Origin of the sequence: Burkholderia sp. AU27893 (genome assembly GCF_002223205.1) — a bacterium.
Taxonomy (GTDB): domain Bacteria; phylum Pseudomonadota; class Gammaproteobacteria; order Burkholderiales; family Burkholderiaceae; genus Burkholderia.
Genome location: NZ_NKFD01000004.1, coordinates 442,310 through 468,737, shown reverse-complemented (window position 1 = coordinate 468,737; position 26,428 = coordinate 442,310). Strand labels below are relative to the sequence as shown.

Below are 26,428 nucleotides of genomic sequence, written 5' to 3'. Positions count from 1 at the left end.
TACGACATTCATTTGCTCCGCCGATGCGGCGGAGCAACGGCAACGAAGCGCCGTCGCGTGGCCGCGATCGACACCCGGTCGCCTGTTCGCCCGCCGGCGCGCATGCGTGTCCCCCGAGAAAAGGCGGCCCGATTCCGACGCGCCGGCACTGCGTGGCCGGAATCGAACCCGTCAACAGGAACTGCGTTCCCGAGCGCACCGGGCGCCGGCTGACCCCCAACCCTGCCGGTTCTTTCCCGCCGCTCATCAACCAGTCTATTTCACGCGCGTCGTTCGGCAATCCGACATTGGCCGCGCGACGTCGTAAGACCGCCCGTCCGCCCGCCCGAGCCATCCTCGACCTTGGTCGCGGGCGGTGCGGCATCGTCGCCTGCACCGGCCGGGAAAGCTCGCGACGACACTGCGATCGCAGCAGTTCACGTCGTCAGCGGTCCTGCATTACCATCATGCGTTCGCCGCGCCTGCCCGCCTCCGGCAGCCGAGCCCCGCCACCTTCCGCTCCCGCTCCGATGCTCGCTCTCGTCATCCTCGCCGGCCTCTGGGCCGGACTGCAGAACACCCTGGCCGGCGGCGGCTCGTTCGTCACGCTGCCCGCGCTGATCGTGTCGGGCATGTCGCCGCTCGCGGCGAACATCACGTCGACGGTCGCGCTGTTTCCCGCGCAGGTCACGACCGGCTGGGCGAGCCGCAAGATGGTGCGCGGCGTGGGCAAGCTGTCGTTTCGCGCGATGTTCTTCATCAGCGTGGTCGGCGGCGCACTCGGCGGATTGCTGTTGCTGAAAACGCCGTCGTCGATCTTCTCGCGCCTCGTGCCGTGGCTCGTGCTGTTCGCGACGATCGTGTTCGCGTGGGGCAGCTTTTTCCGCAAGCCGAGCGAAGGCTCGGCCCACCTCGGCACCGTCCCCGCCGCGCTCTCGCAGTTCATGATCGCGATCTACGGCGGCTACTTCGGCGGCGGGCTCGGCTTCCTGATGATGGCCGTGCTGACGATGGCCGGCCTGTCGCCGCGCCACGCGATGTCGACGAAGAACGCGCTCGCGGGCGTGATGAACGCATCGGCCGTCGTGCTGTTCCTGACGTCGCCGCACCTGCATTGGGGCAACGCGCTCGCGCTCGGCGGCGGCGCGATCGTCGGCGGGCTGCTCGGCACGTGGGCGCTGCATCGCGTGAACGAACGCGTGCTGCGGATCGGGATCGTCTGTATCGGCGCGGCGTTGACAGTCGGGTTGTTCGTCAAGCCGATCTGACGCGCGCCCATGCCTGCCGCCGTCGCGGCAATTGATGAACAAACCGCAAGACGTCTTTTCGCAGTCGCTCGACGTCTCAGTTGCTCAACTTCTCGGCCGCTCAGCCGAACGGCCGCACGCCGATCAACCAGCCGTGCAGGAACCGCGCGAAGAGCGCCCACACGACGAGCCCGGCCACGATCGCCACGACGTCGCCGGACAGCCTGCCCGCCGGATAGCGCACGCCATCGCGGCGATCCCGCGCGCGCCACACGACGAAATCGACCAGCGCCCACACGAAGAACGCGCCGAACAGCACGACCGCGTGCAGCGTGCCGTTCGCGAGCAGGTGCGCGATGGCCCACACCGCCACGCCGGCCACCATCGGATGGCCGACGAGCGTCTTGATGCGGTTGCCGGGCACGTAGGAGGCGGCGATCAGCACGAACGCGATCGCGGTCAGCATGCCGGTGAGGTGGCGCACGCCGACGGGCGACACCCACAGCAGCGTCGCGCCCTGGCGCGCGATGCCGTACCCCCAGATGATCAGCACGAAGCCGACGATCGACGCGATCGCATAGGGGCCCTTCCAGCGCTTCTCGCCGATCCGCTCGATCGTCGCTGACCGCCAGCCGTCCGCGACGATCCGGATCGAGTGCACACCGAGGAAGATCGCTAAACCGAGAATCAGGACGAGCATCGGCTGTCTCCGTCTGGAATGATGAGTGGGGGAAGCGTCCCGCGCGGCGTACGATGCGCCGTTCGCGGGGCCGGCGGCGAGGCTGGCGAGGGTCGCGCCGGGCACGGGTGCAACCCGCGCCGATCATAAACGCCGAGGCCGCCGTTGTGAAGCATGGGGGATGTGCGGTGCGGCACGCGCTTGACGCATTCGTGACTGTGTCCCTCCCGGCCGCCCTTGTGCCAGCCGGCGCATGTCGCGTGAATCACCGGGCGACGGCCGGGCCGACAAAAGAGGAAAAGTCGCGCGGCTTTCGCTTCGCGCGACGAGCACTAGGTTTGCTTGCGCTTCGCCGGGGATTTCGCTGCCGGTTTCGACGCCGGTTTGGTGATTCGCTTCGTTGCCGGCTTGGCTTCCTGTGCAGAAGCAGACTTTGGCGACGCTTTCGATGCGGGTTTGGCGGTTCGCTTCGTTGCCGGCTTGGCTCCCTGTGCAGAAGCAGGCTTTGGCGACGCTTTCGATGTCGGTTTGACGACTCGCTTCGACGCAGGCTTCGCTTCCAGCGCCGGCTTCACTTTCGGCACCGCCCTGGCCTTGCGCTTCGGCGGCCCTGCCAGCAACGCCGCGCGATACGCGCTGCGACACCAGTCGAACAGTGCGCCGGCATCCTCGAGCACGTCGGCCGGCGTTTCGTAATAACCGTCGAGCGAAACCGTGCGCGTGGGCCGCTCGTACGAGAACGGCCCCATCCCCGCCGCGACGAACGCCGGACGGTTCACATCATCCACCCGCAGGAACAGCGACCCGCGCGACATGAAGCCGAACATCACGCCGTCGAGCCGCATCGCCGCACCGCTGAAGAAGCGCACGACCGTGACGTTGCCAAGCGGCGCGAGCTGATACGCGATCTCCTCGCCGTGCGCCTTTTCCGATTGCCAGCTCATGCGGATGCCCTGCAGCGCTGCGTCCACGCGTCGAGCTCGGCTGCGTCGAAGCCGACCGCCGCCGCGCTCTCGCGAATCTGCCGCCACGTCGCGCGGTCGACCGGAATGCCGCCGGCACCGCGCGCCGCTCGGCTCGCCTCCTCCGGCTCGCCGGGCACCTGCACCGGCGCATCGCCCGCCTGCGGCGACGCCTTCGCCCATGCGACGAACGCGTCGGCTTCGCGCTGCGCGTCGGCCGCATCGAACGCGTTCGGATCGATCAGCACCGACAGCATCCCGTTGACGATCGCGCTCGTCTTCTGCAGCGTGTCACCGTAGGTCGTATGCCCGCCGACGAGCGCGCCGCCGAAAATCTCGCACATCGCCGCCAGCGCGTACCCCTTGTGCAGCCCGAACGGCAGCAGCGCACCGAACGGCTGTTCATGCATCACGGCCGGATCGTCGGTCGGCTGGCCGCGAGAATCGATCAGCGACCCGGCCGGCACGCGCTTGCCCTGGTTGTACGCGACGCGCGTCTTGCCGTACGCGATCGCGCTCGTCGCGAAATCGAGCAGCAGCGGCGGCTGGCCCGCACGCGGATACGCGGCGCAGAACGGGTTCGTGCCGAAGCGCGGATCGGTGCCGTGCAGCGGCGCGACCAGCAGGTCGCCCGGCACGTTGACGAAATGGAACGACACGAGCCCCGCGCGCGCGCACTGCTCGGCCCAGTGCCCGATGCGGCCGAGATGATGCACGTCGCGCAGCCCGATCGCGCAGATGCCCATGCGTCGCGCGCGGTCGATCCCTTCGACCATCGCCTCGAACGCGATCACCTGGCCGAAGCCGCGACCGCCGTCGATCGTCAGCACCGCGCCGCCGTCGCGCGCGATCGACGCGTGCCCGTTCAACTGCAACTGCCCTTCCCGCCACGACGCGACGTAGTTCGGGATCATCCCGATCCCGTGCGAATCGTGGCCCGCGAGATTCGCGCCGACCAGGTGATCGGCGACGAGCCTTGCCTCGCGCTCGCTGCTGCCGGCCCGCTCCCAGAGTGCCGCGACGAATGCATGCAGCGGTTCGGCGCGCATGCGCAGCGGTTCGGTATCGGGCGTCGGCAGTGCGGTCATCGGCAAGGTTCCGTGCGGTTGGGTCGGGCAGTGGTCACTACTGCGCGCGAAGCAATCAGCGCGCGGTCGCGATCACGTCCGCGACCGCCGCCGTCAGCTTCTTCGCATACGGCACGTGCAGGAATTCGTTCGGGCCATGCGCGTTCGACTTCGGCCCGAGCACCCCGCACACCATGAACTGCGCGGACGGGAACCCTTCCTGCAGCACGTTCATCAGCGGGATCGTGCCGCCCAGGCCCATGTACGCGCAATCGGCGCCGAAGTGACGGCGCGACGCGGCATCGAGCGACGACGCGAGCCACGGCGCGAGATCCGGTGCGCTCCAGCCCGTCGCGGCGCCCGCGTCCGGCTTGAACGTGACCTTCGCGTTGTACGGCGGATCGAGTTCGAGCAATTCCTTCAGTTGCTGCACGGCCTGCGCGGCGTCGACGAGCGGCGGCAGGCGCAGCGACAGCTTGAACGCGGTGCGCGGACGCAGCACGTTGCCCGCATCGGCGAGCGCCGGCAGGCCGGCCGCGCCGGTGACCGACAGCGACGGACGCCACGTCGAATTCAGCAGCGCCTCGCGCGGATCGGTCGTGGTCGGCAGCACCGGCTTGCCGTCCGCGCCGCAGGCCCACGGCAGCCCCTTCCACACGGCGTCGCCGAGGATCGACGCGGCTGCTTCGGCTTCGCGCACACGGCTGTCCGGAATCTCGCAATGGAACACTCCCGGCAGCAGGTTGCCGTTCTTCGCGTCTTCGAGGCGCTCGAACAGCTGGCGCATCACACGGAAGCTCGACGGCGCGATGCCGCCGAACACGCCCGAATGCACGCCTTCCTCGAGCACCTCGACCTGCAGGTCGCCGGACACGAGCCCGCGCAACGACGTCGTAAGCCACATCTGGTCGTAGTTGCCGGCGCCCGAATCGAGACACACGACGAGCGACACCTGGCCGAGCCGGTCGCGCAGCGCGTCGACGTACGGCAGCAGGTCGTAGCTGCCCGATTCCTCGCAGGTCTCGATCAGGCCGACGCAGCGCGGCCGCTCGATGCCCTGCTCGTCGAGCGCGCCGAGCGCCGCGAGGCTCGCGTAGATCGCATAGCCGTCGTCGGCGCCGCCGCGGCCGTACAGCTTGCCGTTCTCGTACTTCGGCGTCCACGGGCCGAGATCCGCGCGCCAGCCGTCGAATTCGGGCTGCTTGTCGAGGTGGCCGTACAGCAGGATCGTGTCGGTGCTGCCCGAACGCGTGGCGGGCGATTCGAAGAAGATCACCGGCGTGCGGCCCGGCAGGCGGACAATTTCGAGCTTCAGCCCTTTCACGGGCTGCCGCTCGGCCCACTGCGCGGCATCGGTGACGACCCGCTCGAGATAGCCGCGCTTCGCCCAGTCGGGGTCGAATGCGGGGCTCTTTGCGGGGATCGCGATGTAGTCGGTCAGGGCGTGGAGGATTTCATCGTTCCACTTGCGCTCGATGAAGGTAACGAGCTTGTCATGGTCGAGGACGGGGGTAGTGTCGACGGAGGTCATGGTGGGGGTGCCTGGATCGGGCTGACGAAAACCCAGATGATACGCCGATGCTCCCGCGCCGGCGCCCCCTGCCTGGTCGCTCAGACCGCCTGCGGGAAGGCGTCGCGCAGCCCCGCCGCACATACCAACGAGCCGAGCCCACCGGCTTCGCACACCGCGATCGCGAGCGGGCTCAGCGAACCGACCATCGGCGCCTGGATCAGCGGCAAACGGGAAGGCAGCGTCGTCATCGGAATCGTCCTCGGGGAAGAAGGTGGTCGCGCGCGCCGGCGGCGCGCATTTAATGCGCCCGATATTAACCGACAAACCCGAACCCCGATTGCGGCGCCATTTACGTCACGAATCGATTTACCCGATTCGGAAAAACGATTATTCATGGCAACTTCAGCAGCGCGATCCCTCCATCCATGGCCGAGACCAAAAAAACGCCCACTGCCTTGCTGCACGGCCCACTCACACCCATATTCAAACACCGATTTACCGGTTTCAATGACATCCATCAATATTCAAGTTATTAAATACCGGCGTTTACCCTTATTCAAAACCACCCAGGCGATAACATGAACACGTTAATTAAATCGACGATCCGCACCGGAATCGTCGACCGGCGCCGCCCCGCGCCACCTCAACCGCAACTCGTCTCGTCAAGGAGCGTCGCATGTCCGATGCCAGCTCGTCCTCCTCCCGCGCCGCCGCCTCCTCGGCCGCGGCTTCCGCGCCGAAAATCGGCGTCATTCCCGCCACGCTGATGGTCGCGGGCAACATGATGGGCTCCGGCGTCTTCATGCTGCCCGCGAACCTCGCCGCCACCGGCGGCATCGCGATCTTCGGCTGGCTGATCACCGTCGTCGGCGCCGTGTCGCTCGCGCTCGTGTTCGCGAAGCTCGCGGCGATCGACCCGGCCGCCGGCGGCCCGTACGCGTATGCGCGCAAGTCGTTCGGCCCGTACATGGGCTACCAGACCAACCTGATCTACTGGCTCGCGAACGTGCTCGGCAACGTCGGCCTCGCGGTCGCCGGCCTCGGCTACCTCACGCATTTCTTCCCGGTCCTGAAAGACCCGCTCGTGTTCGCGCTCGCGCAGATCTTCGTGATCTGGCTGTTCACGTACGCGAACATCCTCGGGCCGAACGTCGTCGGCCGCGTGCAGTCGGTCACGACGATCTTCGCGCTCGTGCCGATCCTCGGGATGGCCGTGTTCGGCTGGTTCTGGTTCAGCAAGGACGTGTACTTCGCCGGCTGGAACGTGTCGGGCACCAACAGCTTCAGCGCGATCGGCGCGACGCTGAACTTCACGCTGTGGGCGTTCATCGGCGTCGAGAGTGCGTCGGTATCGGCCGGCGTCGTCGAGAACCCGTCGCGCAACGTGCCGATCGCAACCGTCGGCGGCGTCGTGCTCGCGGCCGTCTGCTACGTGCTCAGCTCGACCGTGATCATGGGGATGATCCCGAACAAGGCGCTGCTCGCCTCGAGCGCGCCGTTCGCGGATGCCGCGCGCCTCGCGCTCGGCGACACGGCCGCGAACGCGGTCGCGATCTGCGCGGCGCTCGGCTGCCTCGGCTCGCTCGCGGGCTGGACGCTGCTGGTCGGCCAGACCGCGAAGGCGGCCGCCGACGACGGCCTGTTCGCCGGCGTATTCGCCCGCGTGAACTCGAAGAACGTGCCGTCGGCCGGCCTCGCGATCGTCGCGCTGATCATGTCGGTGCAGGTGCTCGCGACGATGTCGCCGAGCGCGAGCGAACAGTTCGGCAAGATCGCGTCGATCGCCGTGATCATGACGCTCTTGCCGTACATCTACTCGTGCATCGCGATCAAGGTGCTCGGCTACGGCAAGATGCCGTCGCACCAGTTCACGTTCTATACGATCGTCGGCCTGATCGGCGCCGTCTACGCGCTGTGGGCGATGGTCGGCTCCGATGGCCAGCAGACGCGCTGGTCGCTGATCTTCGTCGTCGCGACGATCGTCTTCTACGAGTTGTCGATCAACCGCCAGCGCGAGATCGAGGAAACCCACATCCATCCGGGCGGCCGCTCGCCGCGCTGGGTGCGCTATCTCGCACTCGGCGTGACCATCGCCGCGCTCGCCGCCACCTTCTGGATCTCCGTGGGCCGTCACCAGGCCGACACCCTTCACGCGCGCTCGCCGGCCGTTGCCGCGAGCGTCCAGGCAACCCAGCAAACGGGGGATTAAACAATGACTGCTTCCTTGACCCAACCGGCCTTCCGCCGCCTCGGCATGAAGGCGCTGCTCGTGCAGCACGACATCGATGAACGCACGGCCACCGGGCGCGCCGCGACGGCGCTTGCCGAGGAGCTGCGCGCGCGGCTCGTCGACGTCGTGATCGCGACGTCCGCCGACGATGCGTGCGCGGTGGTCGCCGCCGATCCGGCGATCCAGTGCCTGCTGCTCAACTGGGAACTCGGCAACGACGCCGACCATGCGCCCGCGCGGGCCGTGCTCGACGCGATGCGCGCCCGCAACGCGACCGTGCCCGTGTTCCTGCTCGCGAGCCGCGCGAGCGCATCCGCGATTCCGGTCGACGCGATGCGCAAGGCCGACGACTTCATCTGGATGCTGGAGGACACCACCGCGTTCATCGGCGGCCGCATCGTCGCCGCGATCGAGCGCTACCGCGAAACCGTGCTGCCGCCGATGTTCCGCGCGCTCGCGCAGTTCTCGCGCGTGTACGAATACTCGTGGCACACGCCCGGACACACGGGCGGCACCGCGTTCCTGAAATCGCCGGTCGGCCGTGCGTACTTCGAATTCTTCGGCGAATCGCTGTTCCGCTCCGACCTGTCGATCTCGGTCGGCGAACTCGGCTCGCTGCTCGATCACTCCGGCCCGATCGGCGAAAGCGAACGCTATGCGGCGCGCGTGTTCGGCGCGCATCGCACGTATCACGTGACGAACGGCTCGTCGATGTCGAACCGCGTGATCCTGATGGCGAGCGTCACGCGCAACCAGGTCGCGCTGTGCGACCGCAACTGCCACAAGTCGGCCGAGCACGCGATGACGATGTCCGGCGCGATTCCGACCTACCTGATTCCGTCGCGCAACCACTACGGGATCATCGGGCCGATCATGCCCGAGCGGCTGACGGCCGCCGCCGTGCGCCTCGCGATCGACGCGAACCCGCTCGTGCGGGGCCGCGACGGCATCGACCCGACGCCCGTGCATGCGCTGATCACGAACTCGACGTACGACGGCCTCTGCTACAACGTCGCGCGCGTCGAGGCCCTGCTCGGCCAGAGCGTCGACCGATTGCACTTCGACGAGGCATGGTACGGCTACGCGCGCTTCAACCCGATCTACCGCGACCGTCACGCGATGCACGGCGATCCGTCGCAACACGACGCGAGCAAGCCGACCGTGTTCGCGACGCAATCGACGCACAAGCTGCTCGCCGCGCTGTCGCAGGCATCGTTCATTCATGTTCGCGACGGCCGCAACCCGATCGAGCATGCGCGCTTCAACGAGGCGTACATGATGCATGCGTCGACGTCGCCGAACTACGCGATCATCGCGTCGAACGACGTGAGCGCCGCGATGATGGACGGCCCCGGCGGCGAGGCGCTGACCACCGACGCGATTCGCGAGGCCGTCGCGTTCCGCCAGATGCTGGCGCGCCTGCATACGGAATGCGCGGAGAACAACGACTGGTTCTTCAACGGCTGGCAGCCCGATAGCGTCGTCGATCGCAAGACGGGCCGGCGCGTGCGCTTCCACGAAGCGGACGAGACGCTGCTCGCCACCGATCCGTCGTGCTGGGTGCTGCATCCGGGCGACACGTGGCACGGCTTCGGCGAGATCGAGGACGACTACTGCATGCTCGACCCGATCAAGGTGTCGATCGTCACGCCGGGTGTCGCCGCGCACGGCGGGCTGATGCCGGTCGGCATTCCGGCGTCGGTCGTCACCGCGTATCTAGACCGGCACGGGATCGTCGTCGAGAAGACGACCGACTTCACGATCCTGTTCCTGTTCTCGCTCGGCGTGACGAAGGGCAAGTGGGGCACGCTCGTCAACACGCTGCTCGATTTCAAGCGCGACTACGACGCGAACGCGCCGCTCGAACAGGCGCTGCCTGAACTCGTCGCGCGTTATCCGGAACGCTACGGCAAGCTCGGCCTGCGCGATCTGTGCGACCTGATGTTCAGCGCGATGAGCGACCTGAAGACGACCGAGATGATGTCGCGTGGCTTCTCGACGCTGCCGACGCCCAACTACAGCCCGGCCGAGGCGTTCGAGCATCTGGTGCACAACGACATCGAAATGCTGGAGCTCGCGGAGATGGAAGGCCGCACCGTCGCGACGGGCGTCGTGCCCTATCCGCCCGGCATTCCGCTGCTGATGCCCGGCGAGAACGCGGGGCCGGCCGACGGCCCGCTGCTCGGCTACCTGAAGGCACTCGAGCAGTACGACCTGCGCTTCCCCGGCTTCACGCACGACACGCACGGTGTCGAGGTCGAGGATGGCGTGTATCGCATCGCGTGTATCAAGCAGAAGGCGCGCGATACCCACACACGCTGAGTACGCAATGCAACGCGACGCCGTGCCGCCGCCCGGCGGCAGGCGTCGCCACTTGCAGCCGGGGTCGGCCTTTCAGGCAGCCGGCCTCTCGCGGTGACGCGCGATCTTGCGCCACGGCGGTTCCATCGGGCGAAAACGTCGACAGGAATCGGTACCGCGCTCAGGCGTCTCGTGCGCTTTCGCCGCGACTCATCCCGCGCCGGTACGCGGCCGGGCTCGTCGCCGCGACGCGCCGGAAATGCCGGCGCAGCGATTCCTCGGAACCGAACCCCGCGCGCGCCGCGACCTGCGCGAGCGACAGCGCGGGATGCGCTTCGAGCATGTCCTTCGCGACGTTCACGCGTTCACGGATCAGCCACGCGAGCGGCGACATCCCCGTTGCATCCGCGAACTGACGCTGCAGCGTGCGCGTGCTCATCGCGGCCTGCGCGGCGAGCGACGCAAGCGTATGCGGCTCGGCCGCATGCGCGCGCATCCAGTCGATCAGCTTCGCGAGCCGGTCGGTGCCGCCCGGCGCGACCGGGCGCGGCACGAACTGCGCCTGCCCGCCGTCGCGATGCGGCGGCAGCACGAGACGCTGCGCGACGCGGTTCGCAATCGCGCCGCCATGATCGCGGCGCACGAGATGCAGCAGCATGTCGAGCCCCGCCGCCGATCCGGCCGATGTGATCACCTGCCCTTCGTCGATGTACAGCGCATCGGGATTCACGCGCAGCGCCGGATAACGTGCCTGCAGTTTCTCCGCATAACGCCAGTGGGTCGTCACCGTGAGGCCGTCGAGCACGCCGGCCGCGGCCAGCACGAACACGCCCGAACAGATCGAGCAAAGCCGCGCGCCGCGGCGATGCGCGGCCCGCAGTTTCTTCAGCAGCGGCTCCGGCGGCCGTTCGTCCGGATCGCGCCAGCCGGGAATCACGATGGTGTCGGCGCGATCGAGCGTCGCGAGCCGATAGGGCGCGGCGACCGTGATGCCGCCCGCCGCGCGCACGGGCCCGGGCTCACTCGCGCAGACCGCGAAGCGATACCAGTCGACCCCGAGCTCGGGGCGTTCGAGGGCGAACAGTTCGACCACGCAGCCGAATTCGAACGTGCAGAGGCGATCGTAGGCGAGCGCGACGACGAGATGATTGTGCATGGCGCGATGTTACCGGAACTTGTCGATCGCGCCACTGCCGCGAAACGCGCCGAACCGCGATACTGCCCCTCATTCCACCGCGTTCCACGCACTCTTCAGGAGAACCTGCCATGTCCTACGTCACCGACGTGCCCGCCGCCGACAGCCCCACCGCCCTCGCGCATTTCGAGGCATCGCTACGCTTCGAGACCGATTGCTGGGACGTGCACGACGCGCTCGCATCGGGCACGCCCGATTTCGTGCTGCTCGACGTGCGCGGCCCCGATCAGTTCGCCGCCGGCCACGTGCCTGGCGCGCGCAACCTGCCGCGCCGCAAGATCATCGAGAGCAAGCTCGCCGGCTATCCGGCCGGCACGCTGTTCGTCGTCTACTGCGCGGGCCCGCACTGCAACGGCGCCGCACGCGCGGCGATCGAACTCGCGCGCCTCGGCCGGCCGGTCAAGCTGATGATCGGCGGCGTGACGGGCTGGCTCGACGAAGGTTTCGCGTTGAGCAACGAAGTGCAGCCGGCGGAAGCCAAAGCCGGCTGATCGTCATTAAAAACGCAACAATCAATTGCTTGGCCACGGCCTGCACGCAAACGGAAAAAGCGCGATACTCGGTTCCATTGCAGTTCGGATGGAGCAGCAACATGCAGAACGCAGTCCTGATTCAAGTGGCCGGTTCGGTGGCCGCGATCGCGATCTATTTTCTGCCGGCGGTCGTGGCCGACCGGCGTGGCCGGCACGACAAGCTGACGGTCGCGATGTTCAACGCGCTGTTCGGGTGGACCGGCATCGGCTGGCTGATGACGCTGTACTGGGCCTGCCAGCCGAACCCGCGCACCGATGTCGCGCAGACGATCCTCGCGAAGCGCCGCGGCATCAGCATGCGGACCTTCTCGACCGGTCTCGTCGAACGCGTGCAACGCCGCGTGGCCGCCCAGGAGCAATGGGCGGAGAAGCAAGGCTGCCGTTAAGTCCCTCTTTCCCCTTCAGCTTACCGCGTCGAACTTCGGCATCCTGACGTTGGTCGACGCGCGGTAGTCCCACGCGAGGCCATCGTGCAGCGGTACGCCGCCCGCACGCAGCCACGCCCCGAACGCCCCCGCTGTCACCGCCCGCGCGATCCGCTCGCCCGGGCAACCATGCGGCCCCGTGCCGAAGCCGAAATTCGGCCCGGCCGCGCGGCCAGGGGTGAACCGTTGCGAATCGAGATGCACGGCCGGGTCGCGGTTCGCGGCGGCGAGGACGACGAGAATCGCGTCGCCCGCCTCGACGGTCACGCCTTCGATCGTCGTGCGCGCTGCGACGAAGCGGCGCGTGTTCTGCACCGGTGAATCGAAGCGCCCGACTTCGGCAACGAATGCGTCGAGCGCGGCATCGTCCGGCGTGACGTGCGCGGCGCTCGCCCCCGCTTCCCCGTTCCACGCCACCAGCGTATTGCCGAGCCATGCGGCCGTCGCCTCGCAGGTCTGCGACAGTAGCCCGACGAGATTCGCGACCAGCGCGCCGCTCGCGTGCCAGCCCGATGCGCGGGCCGCCTGCTGCACGGCGGCGACGAGCGTGCCGTCGTGCGCCTGCGTCTGCGCGACGCGCGCCGTCATCCGGTCGAGCAGCGCTCGCGCAGCGTCGCTCGCGCGGGCCAGTGCCGCGGCATCCGACAACGGCGACAGCGCGGCGACGAAATCCACGACCTGCGCCGCGATATCGTCGAGCTGCGTCTCGTCGAAGCCGAGCAGATCGGCAACCGCACAAACGGGCACCGTCATGCACCACGCGTTCAGCGCACCGGCATCGCCCGGCGCCGGCAAGCGCCGTGCGGCAATCCGCGCGGCACGGTCGCGCAGCGCCGCCGGGTCGATCGGCGCGAACGCCGCGCGCAGCGCCTGCTTCGGCACGTCGTGCCGCAACGCGCCATCGTTCATGCGCACCAGCTCGCCGAACAGCGCGCCGGCCGTCGTGCCGCGCAATGCGGGCGGCACGGGGGCGTCCAGCGGGCGAACCCGGCAGGCCGGATGGCCGAGCACGGCCGTCACGGCGGCCGCGCGGCTCGCGACCCATAGGCCGAGCGTGGCGTCGAACGCGAGCGGCGGCCCGTCGACGAGCGCCGCATAGTAGGGATAGGGATCGCGGTGCGTGACCGCTGCGATGGGATCGGTCGGGTTCATGCAGACAGTATCGAGGCCGTGCACGGCCGCATGTTTCGGGCTGACGTGAAATGTCGCGGCGCGGTTACCGGGCGTGGTGGCAGCATCGCGACGACAGCGGATCGTCAGGCAGCCGACCGGTAGCGATGCGACTGCATCCGCATGCGGACGCGCCCGGCCGAAATCGCGCGCGGCTCGGCCACCATCGTGTCGTGAGGGAACATTTCCTGGCGGAATTCGCCGTTTTCGTCGAACCACTGGCAGATCAGCCAGTCGCCGTCGTCGAATACGACCGGCCCGGCATAGGTGACGGTCATGCGCGGCCCGCCCGTCTTCAGCGTCACGACATCGCCGACGCGAAACCTGACGCGTTGATTTTCTCGGTTCGTCATCGCTCTCTCAGCATTTTTATATATCGATATTCTCGGCGGACCACCCACTGTCCTTTCGAACGTGCCGCAGATTATCAATCAAATAATCAGCCGGCAACTCCCGCGTTCGAAAACATACTGACCAAGGAAATGCAACAATGCGCGGCATCGACGCGCATGGCGAGCGCCCGATCGCCCGGTCCGGCGCGGTTTGTGCGCCGGCGCCGGTCGAACGGGCGGGAATGCGGAGAATAGACGATGTATTTTGCATCGTCACCGACGTTTATTTCAGACGCGAAATCGGTTGATTATTGTCAAGCAGCCTTCAATTGGAAACGATCCCACGATTTATCTGCGCTCATTTCCCGAACAAAACCGGCGAATTATCGGGTGACGCAAACCAGCGGTTGATATCGCGCCCGGGTACGGCCGCTTGCGTAAACGTAAACGTGCCGTCCTGCACCATCTCCTTCGCCGCGCGCAGAAAGGCGCCGAGCGCGACCCGCGCCAGCGCGCCGCCGACGCTCACGCGCTTCACGCCGAGCGCCGCCAGCGCGTCGAGGCTCAGCAAGCCGCCCTGCAGCCCCATCACGACGTTCACGGGCGCACCGACCGCCCGCGTCACCGCCGCGATGTCGTCCGCCTCGGTGATGCCCGGCGCGTACAGCACGTCGGCGCCCGCGTCGCGATAGGCGACGAGCCGCGCGATCGTGTCGGCGAGGTCGGGGCGGCCATGCAGGTAGTTTTCGCAGCGCGCGGTCAGCGTGAACGGAAACGGCAGCGCGCGTGCCGCGTCGACGGCCGCCGCGATACGCTCGATCGCCGCATCGCGTGCGTAGATCGGCGCGTCGGCGCGGCCCGTCGCGTCCTCGATCGAACCGCCCACCGCGCCGGCCTCGGCCGCGAGCCGGATCGTTTCGGCCACCGTGTCAGGCGCGTCGCCGAAGCCGTTCTCCAGATCGGCGCTGACGGGCAAGCCGCCCGCGGAGACGATCTCGGCGATGTGATCGAGCATCGCGTCGCGGTCGATCGCGTTGTCGGGCTGCCCTTTCGAAAACGCGTAGCCGGCACTCGTGGTCGCGAGCGCCTCGAAGCCGGCCATCGCGAGCAGGCGCGCGGTGCCCGCGTCCCACGGGTTCGGGATGATGAACGCGCCTGAGCGCGCATGCAGGGCGCGGAAGGCTTCGGCTTGGCGGGCTTGCAGGTTGGAACGGGTCATCGCGGACTCCGGAAGGAAGTTGACGATCGAGCTTACGCCGGTCGTGCACGCGACGTTTCAGCACTCGCCGAAATGTCGTCGCGCGACCGGGAAAACCCGGCACGCCGACCGTACGCCCGCAGCCGGCCACGCGCGGGCCGGCGCCGCCACCTGCCCGTCGCCGGCCCACGGTCGTTCAAGTCGTTGCGGGCGGCCCGTCGTCGATGCCGAGCAACACGTCGGTGACGGCCTCGGAGAAGCGCATTGCGCGGCCGTCGATCAGCACGTCGTCCGGATTCGACGGATCCCGCGTGGCGTGCGGCACGCCGTGCGCGAGCAGCACCCGCGCGCAGGCCTCCCAGTCGGCCGCGCCGACCTGCTCCGGTTCGTTGACGGATGCCCACGACAACGTGCCGAGCGCGTCGCTCCCGAACCCGTGCAGGTCGCGCCAGTTCGCGCCGTGCGCGAGCAGGAACGCCAGCAAGTCCGCGTCGCCGCGGAACACCGCGTGATTCAGCGCGCTCGCGTCCCAGTCGCCGCCCCGCGCGGCGATCGGCCAGCCCAGTTCGACCATGACCTTCACCGCGTCGCCCGAACCCCATGCCGCGGCGTCCGGCAGCAACCGCAGCCGTTCAGCGGGCAGCGCGCCGGGCAGTTCGGGATGCCGCGCCTGGATGCGCCGCGCATCGTCGGCGTCGGCACGCGCGCAGGCCGCCACGAACGCGTCCGCCGCGTCGAGCGCCTCCTCCGCGCCGGCCGCACGCAACAAGGCCGCGACGTCGGACAGCCCGGTCTGCATCGCCAGCCGGTACGCACTGATACCTGCGGGCGTTTGCGCGCGGGGATCGGCGCCGGCCGCCAGCAGCGCGGCAACGTGGCGCGCCGAGCAGCGCACGCCGATCGCCCGCAACAACGGTGCGCCCCAGGTCTGCGCGAGCCCCGGGCCCGGCGGCTCGTTCGGGTCGCCGCCATGCGCGAGCAGCAATTCGAGCGCATCCGCATCGCGCATGTCGAACGCGCGCCGCAACGCATTCGTCCCGCTCACCCGCGCGCCGTGTTCGAGCAGCACGCGCGTGCAGGCCGGATTCTCCACCGAGTGATACAGCGATTCGCCGTCGTTCGGGTCGGCGCCGGCCTCCAGCAGCATCGCGGTGAGCACCGGATCGCGATTGACGCCCGCCGCGCCGTACAGCGCCGACAGCGGCCCCGCGTCGTCGGGCTCGGCGAGCGACGCAGGCGGAAAGCGGTTGCCGATCCGCTGGTTCGGATCGGCGCCGGCATCGAGCAGAAGACGCGCGCAGGCGCGCAGCCTGGCGGCGAACCCGGGAAGCTGCCCGAGCCGCGAATGCGTGACGGCGACCAGCGGCGGCAGCTTCAACGCGCCGCCGGCGCGCGCGATCCAGCCGGGATCGGCGGCCAGCGCCGCCTTCACGGCGTCGAGGTCGCCGGCCGCGCAGGCAATGGTCGGATCGTCCGCGACGAGCTCGTGATGGTCGAGCAACAATTGCGCGGCGACGCGCGGCCGGGGCGCGTCGAAGCCGCCGGTCACGTCGCCGCCGTACGCCAGGTCGAGCCAGCGGCGGACGAGCTGCGCGCGCTGTTGCCCCGCCAGCGCGTGCATGTCGACGAACGCGCCGAGATCGGCCCATGACGCAAAACCGTACTCGCGCGCAATGCAGGATTGCGCGTCATGCAGCCGCAGCCCGAGCGCGAGCGCTTCGTCGTGCGTGCGGTTCGCGGCGGCGGGAAGAAACCGGACAAAGCGCGCGACGGCATCGGCGTCGCCTTGCCGGTACAGGCGCAACAATGCCTTGGCCTGCTTTTTCAGATGATCGGGATTGGCCTTGGGAGGCAGCTTTTTCATGCGAATCCTCGTGCAGTGAATGGCCGAAGGTCCGCAATACCGCCAGCACAAAGGACAGGGGGAAAGCTGAATTCGCTGCGACAGGTGGGTTCAACCCTTTCCGCGGACCCGGAAGCGACCTGCATCGCTGCCCGGTATCCTAGGCGACGGCCGGCGGCGACGTCAACCGCGCCGCGCCACGCGGCGGCGGCACTCAACCCGCGAGCTTCTTCATCAGGAAAATGCGCGCGTGTCCGACCGGATAATCCGGCAGCTCGCCGAAGCGGACATAGCCGCGTTTCTCGTAGAACGGCCGTGCCTGGAAGTCGAACGTGTCGAGCCACGCGCTGTGGCAGCCGCGCGCGACGGCCTCCGCCTCGGCCAGATCCATGATGCGCGTGCCCGCGCCCTGGCCGCGCGCGGCCTCGGGCACCACGAGCAGGTCGACATGCAGCCAGCCATACGCCGTGCTGCCCCACAGGCCACCCACCACCGCGCCGTCGCCATCGGTCACGACCACGGCCAGCGGACGCGCGTTGATCGGACCCGCCTGGCTTTCGTTGAACCGGATGAGCGGCGCGACGATCTGCTTGCGCACGTTCGCGTCGCCCGTATCCGTCACCTCGTATGTGAACGTCATCGGTTGAATCCGCTTGAATCCTGAATGAGGAAGGGGCGACGCCGCACGCACCGCGTCAGACGACGTACGCGCCCTTCGCGTGCAGTTCCGCTTCCGTGCGCTCGAGCGCGGCGATTGCATCGCTGCCTTCGAGCGCCAGCAACTGCGCGACCAACGCTTCGGCCATCGCATGCGCGGCCACCAGCGACGGGAAGAACGACGGGCTGTCGTGCGTGAAGATCAGTTGCGCATCCGCGTGCAGGGCGATCGGCGACACCGCGCTGTCGGTGATCGCGACGATCCGGCTGCCCTGTGCCTTCGCGGCCTGCGCGACGCGCGTCGCTTCCTGCGAATACGGCGCGAAGCTGACGACGACGGTCACGCTCTGCTTCGCGATCGTGCGCAGCTCCATCTCGAGCGAACCGGCGACGCCATTGAGCAGCGACACGGTCGGACGGAACAGCCGGTAGCCGTACACGAAGCCGAACGCGACCGGATAACACGAACGAAACCCCGCGACGTGCACGTGCGACGCCTTGCGGATCAGCTTCGCGGCATCGGCGAGCGCGTGCTCGTTCTGCGCGGCGGTGGCCGACAGATTGTGTTGTTGCGCGGCGAGCAGGTCGTGCGCGAGCGACGCCTGCGCATCGGGCCGCACGAGCGAGCGCGCCCGCTGCGTGAGCGGCTCGGGGCGCGTGCGCACGCGTGCCACGCACAGGTCGCGCAGCTCGTTCCAGCCGGGGAAACCGAATTGCTGCGCGAGCCGCACGAGCGAGGCGGGCTGCACCTGCGCGCGCTGGGCGACCTTGCGCATCGACGAGGTGGCGACTTCGTCGGGATGATCGAGCAGGAAGGCAGCGCCCGCCTGGAATTGCGGGCTCAGCTCGGAAAATTGCGCCCGGATCCGGGACGCGAGTTCGTCGAAATTGGCGGCCATCTTGGTGGGAACGGGAACCGGTCGTCCATGGTATCACCGGCCCCGCGCGCACCGGTCAGCGCAGCACTTCGACGTGATCGGCGTCGACCTTCACGCTGCCCGACCATTTGCGCTCGAATTCGCCGGTCACCTTCACTTCGTTCTTGTCGCTGACGGGCTGGCCGGCCGCCCACAGCTTGTGGTCGATCTCGACGCGGATCGTGCCGGTCGCATCGGCGAATTCGTAATCCTCGCCGCCGACGTGCTTGACGATGCGGCCCTGCAGCTGCACGTGCTGGTCGTCCTTGCCGTTCGCAAGCAGTTCCTTCACGGTGGTCGTGGTCAGCGTGGACGGCCCCGTGTATTGCGCGTAGACGGCGGCAGGCAGCGTGGCGAGCGCAACCGTCAGGATTCTGGCCAGGTGTTTCATGATCGTGGTCCTCTTCTTCGATGTGACGCCGCGCCCCGTTGAACGCGACGGCGCCAGATTACGGACCGTAAGATTAAGCAAACCTGAAGGTCGCCCGGAAGCGACGCGGTGCCGCATCGGACGCATGGGAGCGCCCGCCGTGCGCCGCCCACGTTTAAGCTGCGCCTAAGACACGGGCGCTTATCATGGGAACCCCGGGTGCCACGGCGCCCCGTTGAAGAGACACGAATTCATGCGCGTATTGCTCGTCGAGGATGATCCGCTGATCGGCAGCGGGCTCGAACAAGGCCTCAAACAGGAAGGCTTCGCGGTCGACTGGGTGAAGGACGGCGACGCCGCGTCGCTCGCGCTGCGCGCGACCGGCTACGGCCTGCTGCTGCTCGATCTCGGGTTGCCGAACCGCGACGGCCTGTCGGTGCTCGCCGCGCTGCGCCGCCGCGACGAAACCCTCCCCGCGATCATCATCACCGCGCGCGACGGCGTGCCCGACCGCATCGCGGGCCTCGACAGCGGCGCCGACGACTATCTCGTCAAGCCGTTCGAGCTCGACGAGCTGCTCGCCCGCATCCGCGCCGTGAGCCGCCGCCACGCGGGCCGCGCGCAGACGACGCTCGTGATCGGCCCGCTGCGGCTCGACCCCGTCAAGCACCTCGTCTGGCTCAACGACGACGAAGTGCCGCTGTCGCCGAAGGAGTTCGTGCTGCTGCACGAGCTGATGCGCGACCCGGGCGCGGTGATCTCCCGCGAGCAGTTCGAGGAACGGCTGTACAGCTGGGGCGAGGAAATCGAGAGCAACGCCGTGCAGGTGCATATCCACAACCTGCGCAAGAAGCTCGGCCACGACATGATCCGCACGGTGCGCGGCGTCGGCTACCGGATCGGTGACGGCGCATGACGCGCATCCAACGGGCGATCTCGCGCTGGCGCAACACGTCGCTGCGGCGGCGCCTGCTGACGTGGCTGATGCCGGCCGCCTGCGTGATCGGCCTCGTCGCGAGCGCGGGCACCTACTGGGGCGCGCTGCGCGAACTCGACGACCTGCTCGACGACCAGATGCGCAGCATGTCGAAGCAGATCGTCGTCGGCCCGAACGGCGAGCTGTCGTTCAGCAACCACGCCAACGGCAAGCACGGCTTCGAAGCGAGCGACCCCGACGCGGTGCTGCTGCAGGTCTGGCGCAACGGCGCGCTCGTGTATTCGACCGACCGCGATTCGAAACTGCCGCCGCCCGAGCAGAAAGGCATCGCGAGCGTCGACGTCGACGGCCAGCCGTGGCGCACCTATGTGACCGAACGCGGCGGCACGACGATCCGGCTCGCGCAGGCACGCCATGCCCGATGGGAAGCGATCGCGGGCATCGCCGTGCACCTGCTGTGGCCGGTGTTCTCGATGCTGCCGCTGCTCGCGATCGGCCTGTGGTTCGGTATCGGCGCGGGGTTGCGGCCGCTGCGCACGATCGCATCCGGCCTGAAACGCAGGAATGCGAACAATCTGGAGCCGGTCGACGTCGGCTCGATGCCGAACGAAGTCCGACCGCTCGCCGAAGCGATCAACGATCTGCTCGCGCGCCTCGACCGCTCGTTCACGCTGCAGCGTCACTTCATCGCCGATGCCGCGCACGAGTTGCGCACGCCAATCATGGGGCTGTCGATCCAGTCGCAGCTGCTGCGGCGCGCGGCGACCGCCGAGGAACGCGAGCACATCCTCGCGCAGATCCAGGCGGGCACGACGCGCCTCGGCCACCTTGCCGAGCAGTTGCTGACGCTCGCGCGCCTCGAGCCCGACGCGCAGGCGGCCGCCTCCGCGTCGGCGCCCGTCGATCTCGCCGCGCTGTGCCGATCGGTCGTATCGGATCGCACGCGCGTCGCCGACGCGCACCGGATCGATCTCGGCGCGATCGTGTCGACGCCGGTGATGACGTCGGGCAATGCGGACACGTTGCGCGTGCTGCTGAACAACCTCGTCGACAACGCGATCCGCTATGCGGGCGACGGTGCGCGCGTCGATGTATCCGCGCGGATCGACGGCACGACGCCCGTGCTCGAAGTCGCCGACGACGGCCCCGGGATCCCGGAAGCCGAACGCAACGACGTGTGGGAACGCTTCTATCGCGGCGAAGGCGCGCAGGCCGTCACGTCGTCGGGCAGCGGGCTCGGGCTGTCGATCGTCAAGCGGATCGCCGAACAGCACCGCGCGACGGTCGCGCTCGGCACGACGCACGGCGGGCGCGGGCTGACCGTGACGGTGCGCTTTCCCGCACCGGCGTAGCGCACGTATCGCACGGCTTGTCCACAGATTGTGTTGGCAAGCTTGTGGACAACCTGCGGGCTGCAACACCAAGTCGTTGATGGAAAAGGACTTGTTGGTCGTGCACCGGCAATGCGCGTTGCCGCGCCAGACGGATGCATTTCCCGGCCCGGCGCGCGCCGGATGCGCACACGTTCGAGGCAGTCCGGCGGGCACACGGCTGCCCTGCGCGACCCGCCCGACGGGTGGCCCGCCATCGTCGCCGCGGCGCGCTGCAACGGTCACGCCGCGCCATGCCTAACGACCCGGCGGCACGCGCGGCTCCGACATCGCCTATTCGACCGTCGCGCGGGCCGCCAACGCAGAGCGCGTACGGCGCCCGCAGATCGCCGGCGCGCGGCGGATCAGCGTATCGTCGGTCAGCGCCGCGACCATGAACAGCGCAAAGTCGATCCGGCGCGTGCGGTTGCTCGCGAGGATCGCGTCGCCGACGTGCTCGCTCCACACCGGCAACCCGTCGCTCTCCCCTTCCTCCAGATTGCTGCCTCGAACCACGGTCCAGCGCGCGTCGCTCGCGAACACGCGCCGGCAGGCTTCCACCTGATCGTCGATCTCGCCGACCCGCAACAGCCGCAGCAGCCAGCCGCCGATCGCCACCGCCGCGCGGATCGACATCGGATAGACATCCTTGCCATCCCGCGTGATGTGCCAGCCGCACGAGAACACGAGCCGCGCATGCGCCGGCGCGAAATCCAGCACGGCTTGCGCGGTTCCGGATGCGTAGCGCTGCATGCCCCACGGCACGAGCACGGTCAGCACGCCGTCGCAGCCGGCCACGGCCTGCTCGATCACCCGGCGATCGTCGGTCGCGCCGGGCACGATCGTGATGCGATCGCCGAAGCTGGCGAGCTTCGCCACGCTTGCCGCACGACACACGGCGACGACTTCGTAGCCGCGCTCCAGCGCATGCCGAACCATGTAGCGCCCGAGCTTGCCCGACGCGCCGACGATGCAGACTTTCTTCATGTTCTTCCGCCACCTCAAAAAAATCCGGGCAGGACGGTGCCCGGTCGTCCCCGGACCGGCATTGTGCACGCGCCGCCGGCGGGGCGGCAATGCCGGCGGCGGGCGCACCCGGCAGGCATACGGCGATAATTGACAACCAGTTGTCACTTTGGCAGAATGGTCATCGTTCGATACTCGACGACCCGCTTCGACCATGACGAAATCCGCGAAATTGACCGCCGTCGCGCTGTCTGTATTCCGGCTGAACGGCCTGCTGATCGAATGGGGCAACACCTTTTCCGGGCCGCACGGCCTGACCAGCGCGCGCTGGCAGGTGCTGGGCGCCATTGCGATGGCGACGGAGGCCCCGAGCATCCCGCAGATCGCCGACGCGATGGGCATCACGCGGCAGGCGGTGCTGAAACAGATCAACGTGCTGACCGGCGACGGGCTGGTCGACGCGCTGCCCAATCCGGCGCACAAGCGCTCCCCGTTGTATGCGCTGACGCCCCGCGGCGAGGCGGCCTATCAGGCCGTGGTCGGGCAGTGGCAACAGCATGTCCGCGAGATCGCGGGCGACTTCAGTTCGGCCGACCTGGACGCGGCCATTCGTGTGTTGTCGGCGATGTCCAGCGCTCACGGTGCCGATGCGCCGGCGTGATCGCCCCATCCCCCTTACCCACGGGAGTTTCCATGCTGCAATTCAAGCCGATGGATCCGGCGTTTCCGATCCAGCAACAGATTGGCGTCGACGCGGAGCCGGTCGTCCTTGTCAACGTGTTCACCCTGGCCCCCGAGGACGAAACGGCGTTTCTCGCGGTATGGCAGGACGATGCGGAATTCATGAAGCGACAGCCGGGATTCATCTCGACCCAGCTCCATCGCGCGCTCGGCGATAGCCCGACCTACCTGAACTACGCGATCTGGGAATCGACGGCGGCGTTTCGCGCGGCGTTCAAGCATCCCGAGTTCGCCTCGAAACTCTCCACCTATCCGTCGTCCGCCGTGGCCAGTCCGCACCTGTTCCGGAAAGTCGGCGTGGCCGGTATCTGCACGGCGTGAGCGCACGCGCGCGTCGGGGCAGCCTGTGGCATCCGCCCGTGCCTGGCACCCCGATGGCACGCCCCGACTTCTCCACAGAAAATGTTGGCAAGCTTGTGGATATCCTGCGCACCGCAACGCTAAGCCCTTGATCCGACGGACTTTGGCACGCGTGATGCAGACGAGGCGCTGGCGACGGACATTGCACCCGGCGCTTCGCCGCACTTCGCGTCACGACGCCACGACGATGCACGCCGCAGTCGGTTCACACGCCCCCGCCATGCGCGGCGCCACTTACCCACAGATTTTGTTGGCAAGCTTGTGGATATCCTGCGCACGCCTGCGCTAACCCGTTGATCGGGCTACGGTTCATGCGCGGCGTCACGGTTGCGGCACCCTACGGCCCGAGCCTGTGCGCAAGCGCACGATCCCGCGCAACAGCAGCGCCTCACCGTCGCCTTGACGCTCACGCCTGCCGCGCGTCAAGATCACGCGAGCCGGACGCGGCCGCGCACCATCGGCTTCGCGCGACGGCTCAACGGGCCGGCCGTTCCGCCGGCGCCGCACCACGACACCTCACTCCGAGGAAGACCATGGAACACTTCACCGCGTGGCAGCTGGTCGTCTCACTCGTGCTGGTCGCCGTCGTCATCTATCCGTACGTCCGCATCGTGCGGCGCACCGGGCATTCGGGCTGGTGGATCCTGACGATGTTCGTCCCGGTCCTGAACTTCATCATGTTGTGGGTGTTCGCGTTCGCGCGCTGGCCCACCGTCGACGATCGGCAGCCCTGATCGTCGCGGCCGCGGCTGCCAGGCTTGTCCACAGATTGTGTTGGCAAGCATGTGGATAGCCTGCGCATACCGCAATCAAGCACTTGATCCGTAAGACTTTGTCCGCGCCGCCTCAAATGCGGCAGGCGGCCGGGAAAGTGCTGCCCACACGCCCATTCGCCACATGACCGAGCGCCTTCCGCGCGAGCGACCCGGCTTGTCCACAGATTGTGTTGGCAAGCGTGTGGATAGCCTGCGCATACCAAGGCCAAGCGCTTGATCCGAAAGACTTTGTCCGCGCCGCCTCAAATGCGGCACGGCGGCCCGCGCCACGCCGGATGCGGCCGCGCGCGGGCTTGTCCACACTTTTTGTTGGCAAGCATGTGGATATCCTGAGCATGCGTGACCTAAGTCGTTGATCGCACAACGTTTGATCGCGCAGGTCACGGCTGCGGCACGGCATGCACGCGGATCGCGTCACGCACGTCGTGCCGCCCTCTTCAACCGAATGCCCGGACCACGATGCGTGCGGCCGACGCGATCACGTCGTCCTTCGCGCGCGCATCGGCACGCGCCTGCGTGTAGTACACGGCCAGCGCGATCGGCGCACCCGACGGCGTCCACACGACACCCGCGTCGTTGGTCGTCCCGTAGTCGCCGGTGCCCGTCTTGTCGCCGACCGTCCACCCGGCCGGTACGCCCGCACGGATCCGCTTGTCGCCGACCTTGTTGCCGCGCATCCACGCGACGAGCTGCGCACGCTGCGCGGCCGGCAACGCGTCGCCGACCATCAGCACACGCATGCTCGAGGCCATCGCGGCCGGCGTCGTCGTGTCGCGCAGGTCGCCCGGCAGCGCGGTATTCAGTTCGGTCTCCCATCGATCGAGGCGGAACGTGTCGTCGCCGATCGAGCGCGCGTAGGCCGTCACCGCCGACGGGCCGCCGAGCAGTTTCATCAGCAGGTTCGCGGCCGAGTTGTCGCTGTACTGGATCGCAGCCTCGCACAGCGCGGCGACGGTCATGCCGTCGTCGACATGCTTCCCCGACACCGGCGAATAGTTGACGAGGTCGGCCTTCGTGTACGTCACGCGCTGTTGCAGCAACGCCGGCCGATCGACGCTCTGCGCCAGCACCGCCGCACTCAGCATCGCCTTGAACGTGCTGCAGAACGGGAAGCGCTCGTCCGCACGATGTTCCGCGCGCCGGCCGGTCGCGATGTCGATCGCGCATACGCCGAGGCGGCCGCCCGCGCTGCGTTCGAGCTCGGCCAGCATCTGCCCGGCGGCAGCGGGCGTCACGGCCGCCGCCGCCGCCGCCGCCGCGGCCGTTGCGTCGTCCGACGCCGTGGCCTGCCGCGACGCGCATGCGGCAACGGTCAACGCAAGCGGCGCCGTCGCCGCGGCCAGCAACAGGGTTCGACGTTTCGATGAGTAGGTCATGTCGGTTGTCTCGTGGTGGAATGTGAGCGAAAGGGGGTTGAACGCGCCCGGCCGGCGAGTCAGCACTATCGGGACTTTACGGTTGCCTGACAAGCAACGATAATTGAGCGCTGACAAAAGAAATTCTTATGACCAAGCTCCGCCCTCATCTTCCGCTCAATGCGCTGCGCGCGTTCGAATCGTCGGCGCGCCATCTGAACTTCACGCGCGCCGGCCTCGAGCTGAGCGTGACCCAGGCCGCGGTCAGCCAGCAGGTGCGCTCGCTGGAGGAGCGGCTCGGCTGCACGCTGTTCACACGGCTGCCGCGCGGCCTCGGGCTCACCGACGAGGGGCGCGCGCTGCTGCCGGTGCTCAGCGACGCGTTCAGCCGCATCGAGACCGTGCTCAAGCAGTTCGACGGCGGGCGCTTCCACGAGGTGCTGACGCTCGGCGTCGTCGGCACCTTTGCCCTAGGCTGGCTAATGCCGCGCCTGAAGCAGTTCGGCGATACGCATCCGTTCGTCGAGCTGCGGATGCGGACCAACAACAACGTCGTCGACCTGGCCGCCGAGGGCCTCGACTTCGCGATCCGCTTCGGGGAAGGCAACTGGCCGGCCACGCGCAACGAGCGGCTGCTCGACGCGCCGCTCACCGCGCTGTGCGCGCCGGACATCGCGCGGCGCCTCGCGCAGCCGGCCGATCTCGCGAACGAAACGCTGCTGCGCTCGTATCGCACCGACGAATGGCATGGCTGGTTCGACGCCGCGCAGCTTGCGCCATGGGCGGTCAACGGGCCCGTGTTCGATTCGTCGCGGCTGATGGTCGAGGCCGCGATGCAAGGCGCGGGCGTCGCGCTCGCGCCGGCGTGCATGTTCGCGCGCGAACTGCAGCTCGGCCTGCTCGTGCGACCGCTCGACATCGACGTGCGCGCCGGCGGTTACTGGCTCACTTCGCTGAAGTCGAAACCGCTCACGCCGGCAATGACGCTCTTTCGCGACTGGATCGTGGCCGAGGCGGCCGCGACGGCGCAGGCCGAATGAGACGGCCCGGCTTGTCCACAGAAAGTGTTGGCAAGGATGTGGATATCCTGGGCACCTGGAACCTAAGCCCTTGATCGCGCACGAATTAGCGCGCCGACGCAGACATCGGGCAGTCGCTGTTCACGGGCTTCGCGAGCGGGCCCTGAGCGGCCCGATCCTCAACTGTCGCGACGCAATCGATTGCAAGTTATCCACAGAATATGTTGGCAAGCCTGTGGATATCCGTCACATGCGGCGCGTAACATCCTGATACAAAAGGGGATTC

General features: G+C 68.2%; 26 protein-coding genes and 1 pseudogene. 12 read left to right on the top strand and 15 right to left on the bottom strand.

The annotated features are described in order from the left end of the window. Positions 1-509: 509 nt before the first annotated feature. The gene (locus tag CFB47_RS21970; RefSeq protein ID WP_089462262.1) at positions 510-1,247 is read left to right on the top strand and encodes a sulfite exporter TauE/SafE family protein; all 738 of its coding nucleotides are present in this window, start codon (positions 510-512) and stop codon (positions 1,245-1,247) included. Positions 1,248-1,347: 100 nt separating this feature from the next. On the opposite strand, the gene CFB47_RS21965 is transcribed toward CFB47_RS21970, so the two are convergent. The 5 genes and pseudogenes from CFB47_RS21965 to CFB47_RS40605 all read right to left on the bottom strand — a co-directional run. Then, on the bottom strand, positions 1,348-1,926 hold the full coding sequence (locus CFB47_RS21965) for an NnrU family protein (protein ID WP_089458639.1): 579 nt from the start codon (positions 1,924-1,926) through the stop codon (positions 1,348-1,350). Between the two features lie 311 nt (positions 1,927-2,237). Continuing rightward, a complete protein-coding gene (locus CFB47_RS21960; protein ID WP_089463506.1) occupies positions 2,238-2,849 on the bottom strand; it encodes a TfoX/Sxy family protein in 612 nt (203 codons plus the stop codon). Then, positions 2,846-3,955, bottom strand: a complete 1,110-nt coding sequence (locus CFB47_RS21955; RefSeq protein WP_089462261.1) for a malate/lactate/ureidoglycolate dehydrogenase — start codon at positions 3,953-3,955, stop codon at positions 2,846-2,848. The genes CFB47_RS21960 and CFB47_RS21955 overlap by 4 nt, the downstream gene beginning before the upstream one ends. A 55-nt stretch (positions 3,956-4,010) precedes the next feature. After that, positions 4,011-5,465 carry a M20 family metallopeptidase gene (locus CFB47_RS21950; protein WP_046548379.1) on the bottom strand — a complete coding sequence of 485 codons (1,455 nt, stop codon included), beginning with the start codon at positions 5,463-5,465 and terminating at the stop codon, positions 4,011-4,013. Between the two features lie 113 nt (positions 5,466-5,578). Further along, positions 5,579-5,695: pseudogene (locus CFB47_RS40605) on the bottom strand (2-nitropropane dioxygenase); the annotation flags it as partial. Positions 5,696-6,123: 428 nt separating this feature from the next. On the opposite strand from CFB47_RS40605, the gene adiC reads away from it, so the two are divergent. Together adiC and CFB47_RS21940 are read left to right on the top strand one after the other, a co-directional pair. After that, complete coding sequence (adiC, locus tag CFB47_RS21945; protein ID WP_089441921.1) at positions 6,124-7,656, top strand: arginine/agmatine antiporter; 1,533 nt, start codon at positions 6,124-6,126, stop codon at positions 7,654-7,656. A 3-nt stretch (positions 7,657-7,659) separates the two neighbouring features. After that, positions 7,660-9,999 carry an Orn/Lys/Arg decarboxylase N-terminal domain-containing protein gene (locus CFB47_RS21940; protein WP_089462260.1) on the top strand — a complete coding sequence of 780 codons (2,340 nt, stop codon included), beginning with the start codon at positions 7,660-7,662 and terminating at the stop codon, positions 9,997-9,999. A 160-nt stretch (positions 10,000-10,159) separates the two neighbouring features. Here the strand turns inward: CFB47_RS21940 and ftrA are convergent, their stop codons facing one another. Continuing rightward, positions 10,160-11,134 carry a transcriptional regulator FtrA gene (ftrA, locus tag CFB47_RS21935; protein WP_089462259.1) on the bottom strand — a complete coding sequence of 325 codons (975 nt, stop codon included), beginning with the start codon at positions 11,132-11,134 and terminating at the stop codon, positions 10,160-10,162. A 110-nt stretch (positions 11,135-11,244) separates the two neighbouring features. Here ftrA and CFB47_RS21930 point away from each other — a divergent pair, with 110 nt between their 5' ends. Together CFB47_RS21930 and CFB47_RS21925 are read left to right on the top strand one after the other, a co-directional pair. After that, positions 11,245-11,664, top strand: a complete 420-nt coding sequence (locus tag CFB47_RS21930) for a rhodanese-like domain-containing protein (protein ID WP_089441919.1) — start codon at positions 11,245-11,247, stop codon at positions 11,662-11,664. Positions 11,665-11,765: 101 nt separating this feature from the next. Further along, positions 11,766-12,092, top strand: a complete 327-nt coding sequence (locus tag CFB47_RS21925; RefSeq protein WP_059728940.1) for a superinfection immunity protein — start codon at positions 11,766-11,768, stop codon at positions 12,090-12,092. Positions 12,093-12,107: 15 nt separating this feature from the next. On the opposite strand, the gene CFB47_RS21920 is transcribed toward CFB47_RS21925, so the two are convergent. Together CFB47_RS21920 and CFB47_RS21915 are read right to left on the bottom strand one after the other, a co-directional pair. Next, entirely contained in the window at positions 12,108-13,283 is a 1,176-nt protein-coding gene (locus tag CFB47_RS21920; protein WP_089463505.1) for a cytochrome P450, read from the bottom strand. A 104-nt stretch (positions 13,284-13,387) separates the two neighbouring features. Then, positions 13,388-13,654: a YodC family protein gene (locus CFB47_RS21915; protein WP_089441916.1), complete on the bottom strand. Its 267-nt coding sequence runs from the start codon at positions 13,652-13,654 to the stop codon at positions 13,388-13,390. 137 nt (positions 13,655-13,791) lie between these two features. Between CFB47_RS21915 and CFB47_RS41250 the strand changes: the two genes are divergently transcribed. Further along, the gene (locus CFB47_RS41250; protein WP_179243748.1) at positions 13,792-13,941 is read left to right on the top strand and encodes a hypothetical protein; all 150 of its coding nucleotides are present in this window, start codon (positions 13,792-13,794) and stop codon (positions 13,939-13,941) included. A 50-nt stretch (positions 13,942-13,991) separates the two neighbouring features. On the opposite strand, the gene CFB47_RS21910 is transcribed toward CFB47_RS41250, so the two are convergent. From CFB47_RS21910 to CFB47_RS21890, 5 genes are all read right to left on the bottom strand, one after another. Next, positions 13,992-14,852, bottom strand: coding sequence for an isocitrate lyase/phosphoenolpyruvate mutase family protein (locus tag CFB47_RS21910; RefSeq protein WP_089462258.1), 861 nt, complete (start codon positions 14,850-14,852; stop codon positions 13,992-13,994). Positions 14,853-15,027: 175 nt separating this feature from the next. Beyond that, positions 15,028-16,695: an ankyrin repeat domain-containing protein gene (locus tag CFB47_RS21905; RefSeq protein ID WP_089462257.1), complete on the bottom strand. Its 1,668-nt coding sequence runs from the start codon at positions 16,693-16,695 to the stop codon at positions 15,028-15,030. A gap of 193 nt (positions 16,696-16,888) precedes the next feature. Next, on the bottom strand, positions 16,889-17,314 hold the full coding sequence (locus CFB47_RS21900; RefSeq protein ID WP_089462256.1) for an N-acetyltransferase: 426 nt from the start codon (positions 17,312-17,314) through the stop codon (positions 16,889-16,891). A gap of 55 nt (positions 17,315-17,369) precedes the next feature. Beyond that, positions 17,370-18,230 carry a MurR/RpiR family transcriptional regulator gene (locus CFB47_RS21895; protein WP_089426983.1) on the bottom strand — a complete coding sequence of 287 codons (861 nt, stop codon included), beginning with the start codon at positions 18,228-18,230 and terminating at the stop codon, positions 17,370-17,372. 55 nt (positions 18,231-18,285) lie between these two features. Beyond that, positions 18,286-18,639 (bottom strand): YgiW/YdeI family stress tolerance OB fold protein, encoded by a 354-nt coding sequence (locus tag CFB47_RS21890; protein WP_089462255.1) that lies wholly within the window; start codon positions 18,637-18,639, stop codon positions 18,286-18,288. Positions 18,640-18,871: 232 nt separating this feature from the next. Here CFB47_RS21890 and CFB47_RS21885 point away from each other — a divergent pair, with 232 nt between their 5' ends. After that, complete coding sequence (locus CFB47_RS21885) at positions 18,872-19,534, top strand: response regulator (protein WP_089441911.1); 663 nt, start codon at positions 18,872-18,874, stop codon at positions 19,532-19,534. After that, the gene (locus tag CFB47_RS21880; RefSeq protein ID WP_089462254.1) at positions 19,531-20,907 is read left to right on the top strand and encodes an ATP-binding protein; all 1,377 of its coding nucleotides are present in this window, start codon (positions 19,531-19,533) and stop codon (positions 20,905-20,907) included. Before CFB47_RS21885 ends, CFB47_RS21880 begins: the two co-directional genes overlap by 4 nt. A gap of 312 nt (positions 20,908-21,219) precedes the next feature. Here the strand turns inward: CFB47_RS21880 and CFB47_RS21875 are convergent, their stop codons facing one another. After that, positions 21,220-21,912, bottom strand: coding sequence for an NAD(P)-dependent oxidoreductase (locus CFB47_RS21875; protein ID WP_089462253.1), 693 nt, complete (start codon positions 21,910-21,912; stop codon positions 21,220-21,222). A 193-nt stretch (positions 21,913-22,105) separates the two neighbouring features. Between CFB47_RS21875 and CFB47_RS21870 the strand changes: the two genes are divergently transcribed. The 3 genes from CFB47_RS21870 (at position 22,106) to CFB47_RS21860 (ending at position 23,726) form a co-directional block, all read left to right on the top strand. Next, entirely contained in the window at positions 22,106-22,552 is a 447-nt protein-coding gene (locus tag CFB47_RS21870) for a MarR family winged helix-turn-helix transcriptional regulator (protein ID WP_089462252.1), read from the top strand. Between the two features lie 32 nt (positions 22,553-22,584). After that, positions 22,585-22,953, top strand: coding sequence for an antibiotic biosynthesis monooxygenase (locus CFB47_RS21865; RefSeq protein ID WP_039366539.1), 369 nt, complete (start codon positions 22,585-22,587; stop codon positions 22,951-22,953). Between the two features lie 572 nt (positions 22,954-23,525). Next, on the top strand, positions 23,526-23,726 hold the full coding sequence (locus tag CFB47_RS21860) for a membrane protein (RefSeq protein ID WP_046548390.1): 201 nt from the start codon (positions 23,526-23,528) through the stop codon (positions 23,724-23,726). A 479-nt stretch (positions 23,727-24,205) separates the two neighbouring features. On the opposite strand, the gene blaPEN-bcc is transcribed toward CFB47_RS21860, so the two are convergent. Then, positions 24,206-25,144 (bottom strand): PEN family class A beta-lactamase, Bcc-type, encoded by a 939-nt coding sequence (gene blaPEN-bcc, locus CFB47_RS21850; protein ID WP_089462250.1) that lies wholly within the window; start codon positions 25,142-25,144, stop codon positions 24,206-24,208. 128 nt (positions 25,145-25,272) lie between these two features. Between blaPEN-bcc and penR the strand changes: the two genes are divergently transcribed. Then, entirely contained in the window at positions 25,273-26,163 is an 891-nt protein-coding gene (penR, locus tag CFB47_RS21845; RefSeq protein ID WP_089433036.1) for a beta-lactamase transcriptional regulator PenR, read from the top strand. The last annotated feature ends 265 nt before the right edge of the window (positions 26,164-26,428 follow it).

Bases quoted from the DNA above. Each gene is read 5' to 3' on its own strand.
- CFB47_RS21860 (WP_046548390.1), top strand. From the start codon at position 23,526: ATGGAACACTTCACCGCGTGGCAGCTGGTCGTCTCACTCGTGCTGGTC.
- blaPEN-bcc (WP_089462250.1), bottom strand. From the start codon at position 25,144: ATGACCTACTCATCGAAACGTCGAACCCTGTTGCTGGCCGCGGCGACG.
- CFB47_RS21930 (WP_089441919.1), top strand. From the start codon at position 11,245: ATGTCCTACGTCACCGACGTGCCCGCCGCCGACAGCCCCACCGCCCTC.
- CFB47_RS21910 (WP_089462258.1), bottom strand. From the start codon at position 14,852: ATGACCCGTTCCAACCTGCAAGCCCGCCAAGCCGAAGCCTTCCGCGCC.
- CFB47_RS21905 (WP_089462257.1), bottom strand. From the start codon at position 16,695: ATGAAAAAGCTGCCTCCCAAGGCCAATCCCGATCATCTGAAAAAGCAG.
- CFB47_RS21875 (WP_089462253.1), bottom strand. From the start codon at position 21,912: ATGAAGAAAGTCTGCATCGTCGGCGCGTCGGGCAAGCTCGGGCGCTAC.
- CFB47_RS21890 (WP_089462255.1), bottom strand. From the start codon at position 18,639: ATGAAACACCTGGCCAGAATCCTGACGGTTGCGCTCGCCACGCTGCCT.
- adiC (WP_089441921.1), top strand. From the start codon at position 6,124: ATGTCCGATGCCAGCTCGTCCTCCTCCCGCGCCGCCGCCTCCTCGGCC.
- CFB47_RS21965 (WP_089458639.1), bottom strand. From the start codon at position 1,926: ATGCTCGTCCTGATTCTCGGTTTAGCGATCTTCCTCGGTGTGCACTCG.
- CFB47_RS21900 (WP_089462256.1), bottom strand. From the start codon at position 17,314: ATGACGTTCACATACGAGGTGACGGATACGGGCGACGCGAACGTGCGC.
- CFB47_RS21885 (WP_089441911.1), top strand. From the start codon at position 18,872: ATGCGCGTATTGCTCGTCGAGGATGATCCGCTGATCGGCAGCGGGCTC.
- ftrA (WP_089462259.1), bottom strand. From the start codon at position 11,134: ATGCACAATCATCTCGTCGTCGCGCTCGCCTACGATCGCCTCTGCACG.
- CFB47_RS21880 (WP_089462254.1), top strand. From the start codon at position 19,531: ATGACGCGCATCCAACGGGCGATCTCGCGCTGGCGCAACACGTCGCTG.
- CFB47_RS21870 (WP_089462252.1), top strand. From the start codon at position 22,106: ATGACGAAATCCGCGAAATTGACCGCCGTCGCGCTGTCTGTATTCCGG.
- CFB47_RS21955 (WP_089462261.1), bottom strand. From the start codon at position 3,955: ATGACCGCACTGCCGACGCCCGATACCGAACCGCTGCGCATGCGCGCC.
- CFB47_RS21895 (WP_089426983.1), bottom strand. From the start codon at position 18,230: ATGGCCGCCAATTTCGACGAACTCGCGTCCCGGATCCGGGCGCAATTT.
- CFB47_RS21960 (WP_089463506.1), bottom strand. From the start codon at position 2,849: ATGAGCTGGCAATCGGAAAAGGCGCACGGCGAGGAGATCGCGTATCAG.
- penR (WP_089433036.1), top strand. From the start codon at position 25,273: ATGACCAAGCTCCGCCCTCATCTTCCGCTCAATGCGCTGCGCGCGTTC.
- CFB47_RS21920 (WP_089463505.1), bottom strand. From the start codon at position 13,283: ATGAACCCGACCGATCCCATCGCAGCGGTCACGCACCGCGATCCCTAT.
- CFB47_RS41250 (WP_179243748.1), top strand. From the start codon at position 13,792: ATGCGCGGCATCGACGCGCATGGCGAGCGCCCGATCGCCCGGTCCGGC.
- CFB47_RS21940 (WP_089462260.1), top strand. From the start codon at position 7,660: ATGACTGCTTCCTTGACCCAACCGGCCTTCCGCCGCCTCGGCATGAAG.
- CFB47_RS21865 (WP_039366539.1), top strand. From the start codon at position 22,585: ATGCTGCAATTCAAGCCGATGGATCCGGCGTTTCCGATCCAGCAACAG.
- CFB47_RS21915 (WP_089441916.1), bottom strand. From the start codon at position 13,654: ATGACGAACCGAGAAAATCAACGCGTCAGGTTTCGCGTCGGCGATGTC.
- CFB47_RS21970 (WP_089462262.1), top strand. From the start codon at position 510: ATGCTCGCTCTCGTCATCCTCGCCGGCCTCTGGGCCGGACTGCAGAAC.
- CFB47_RS21925 (WP_059728940.1), top strand. From the start codon at position 11,766: ATGCAGAACGCAGTCCTGATTCAAGTGGCCGGTTCGGTGGCCGCGATC.
- CFB47_RS21950 (WP_046548379.1), bottom strand. From the start codon at position 5,465: ATGACCTCCGTCGACACTACCCCCGTCCTCGACCATGACAAGCTCGTT.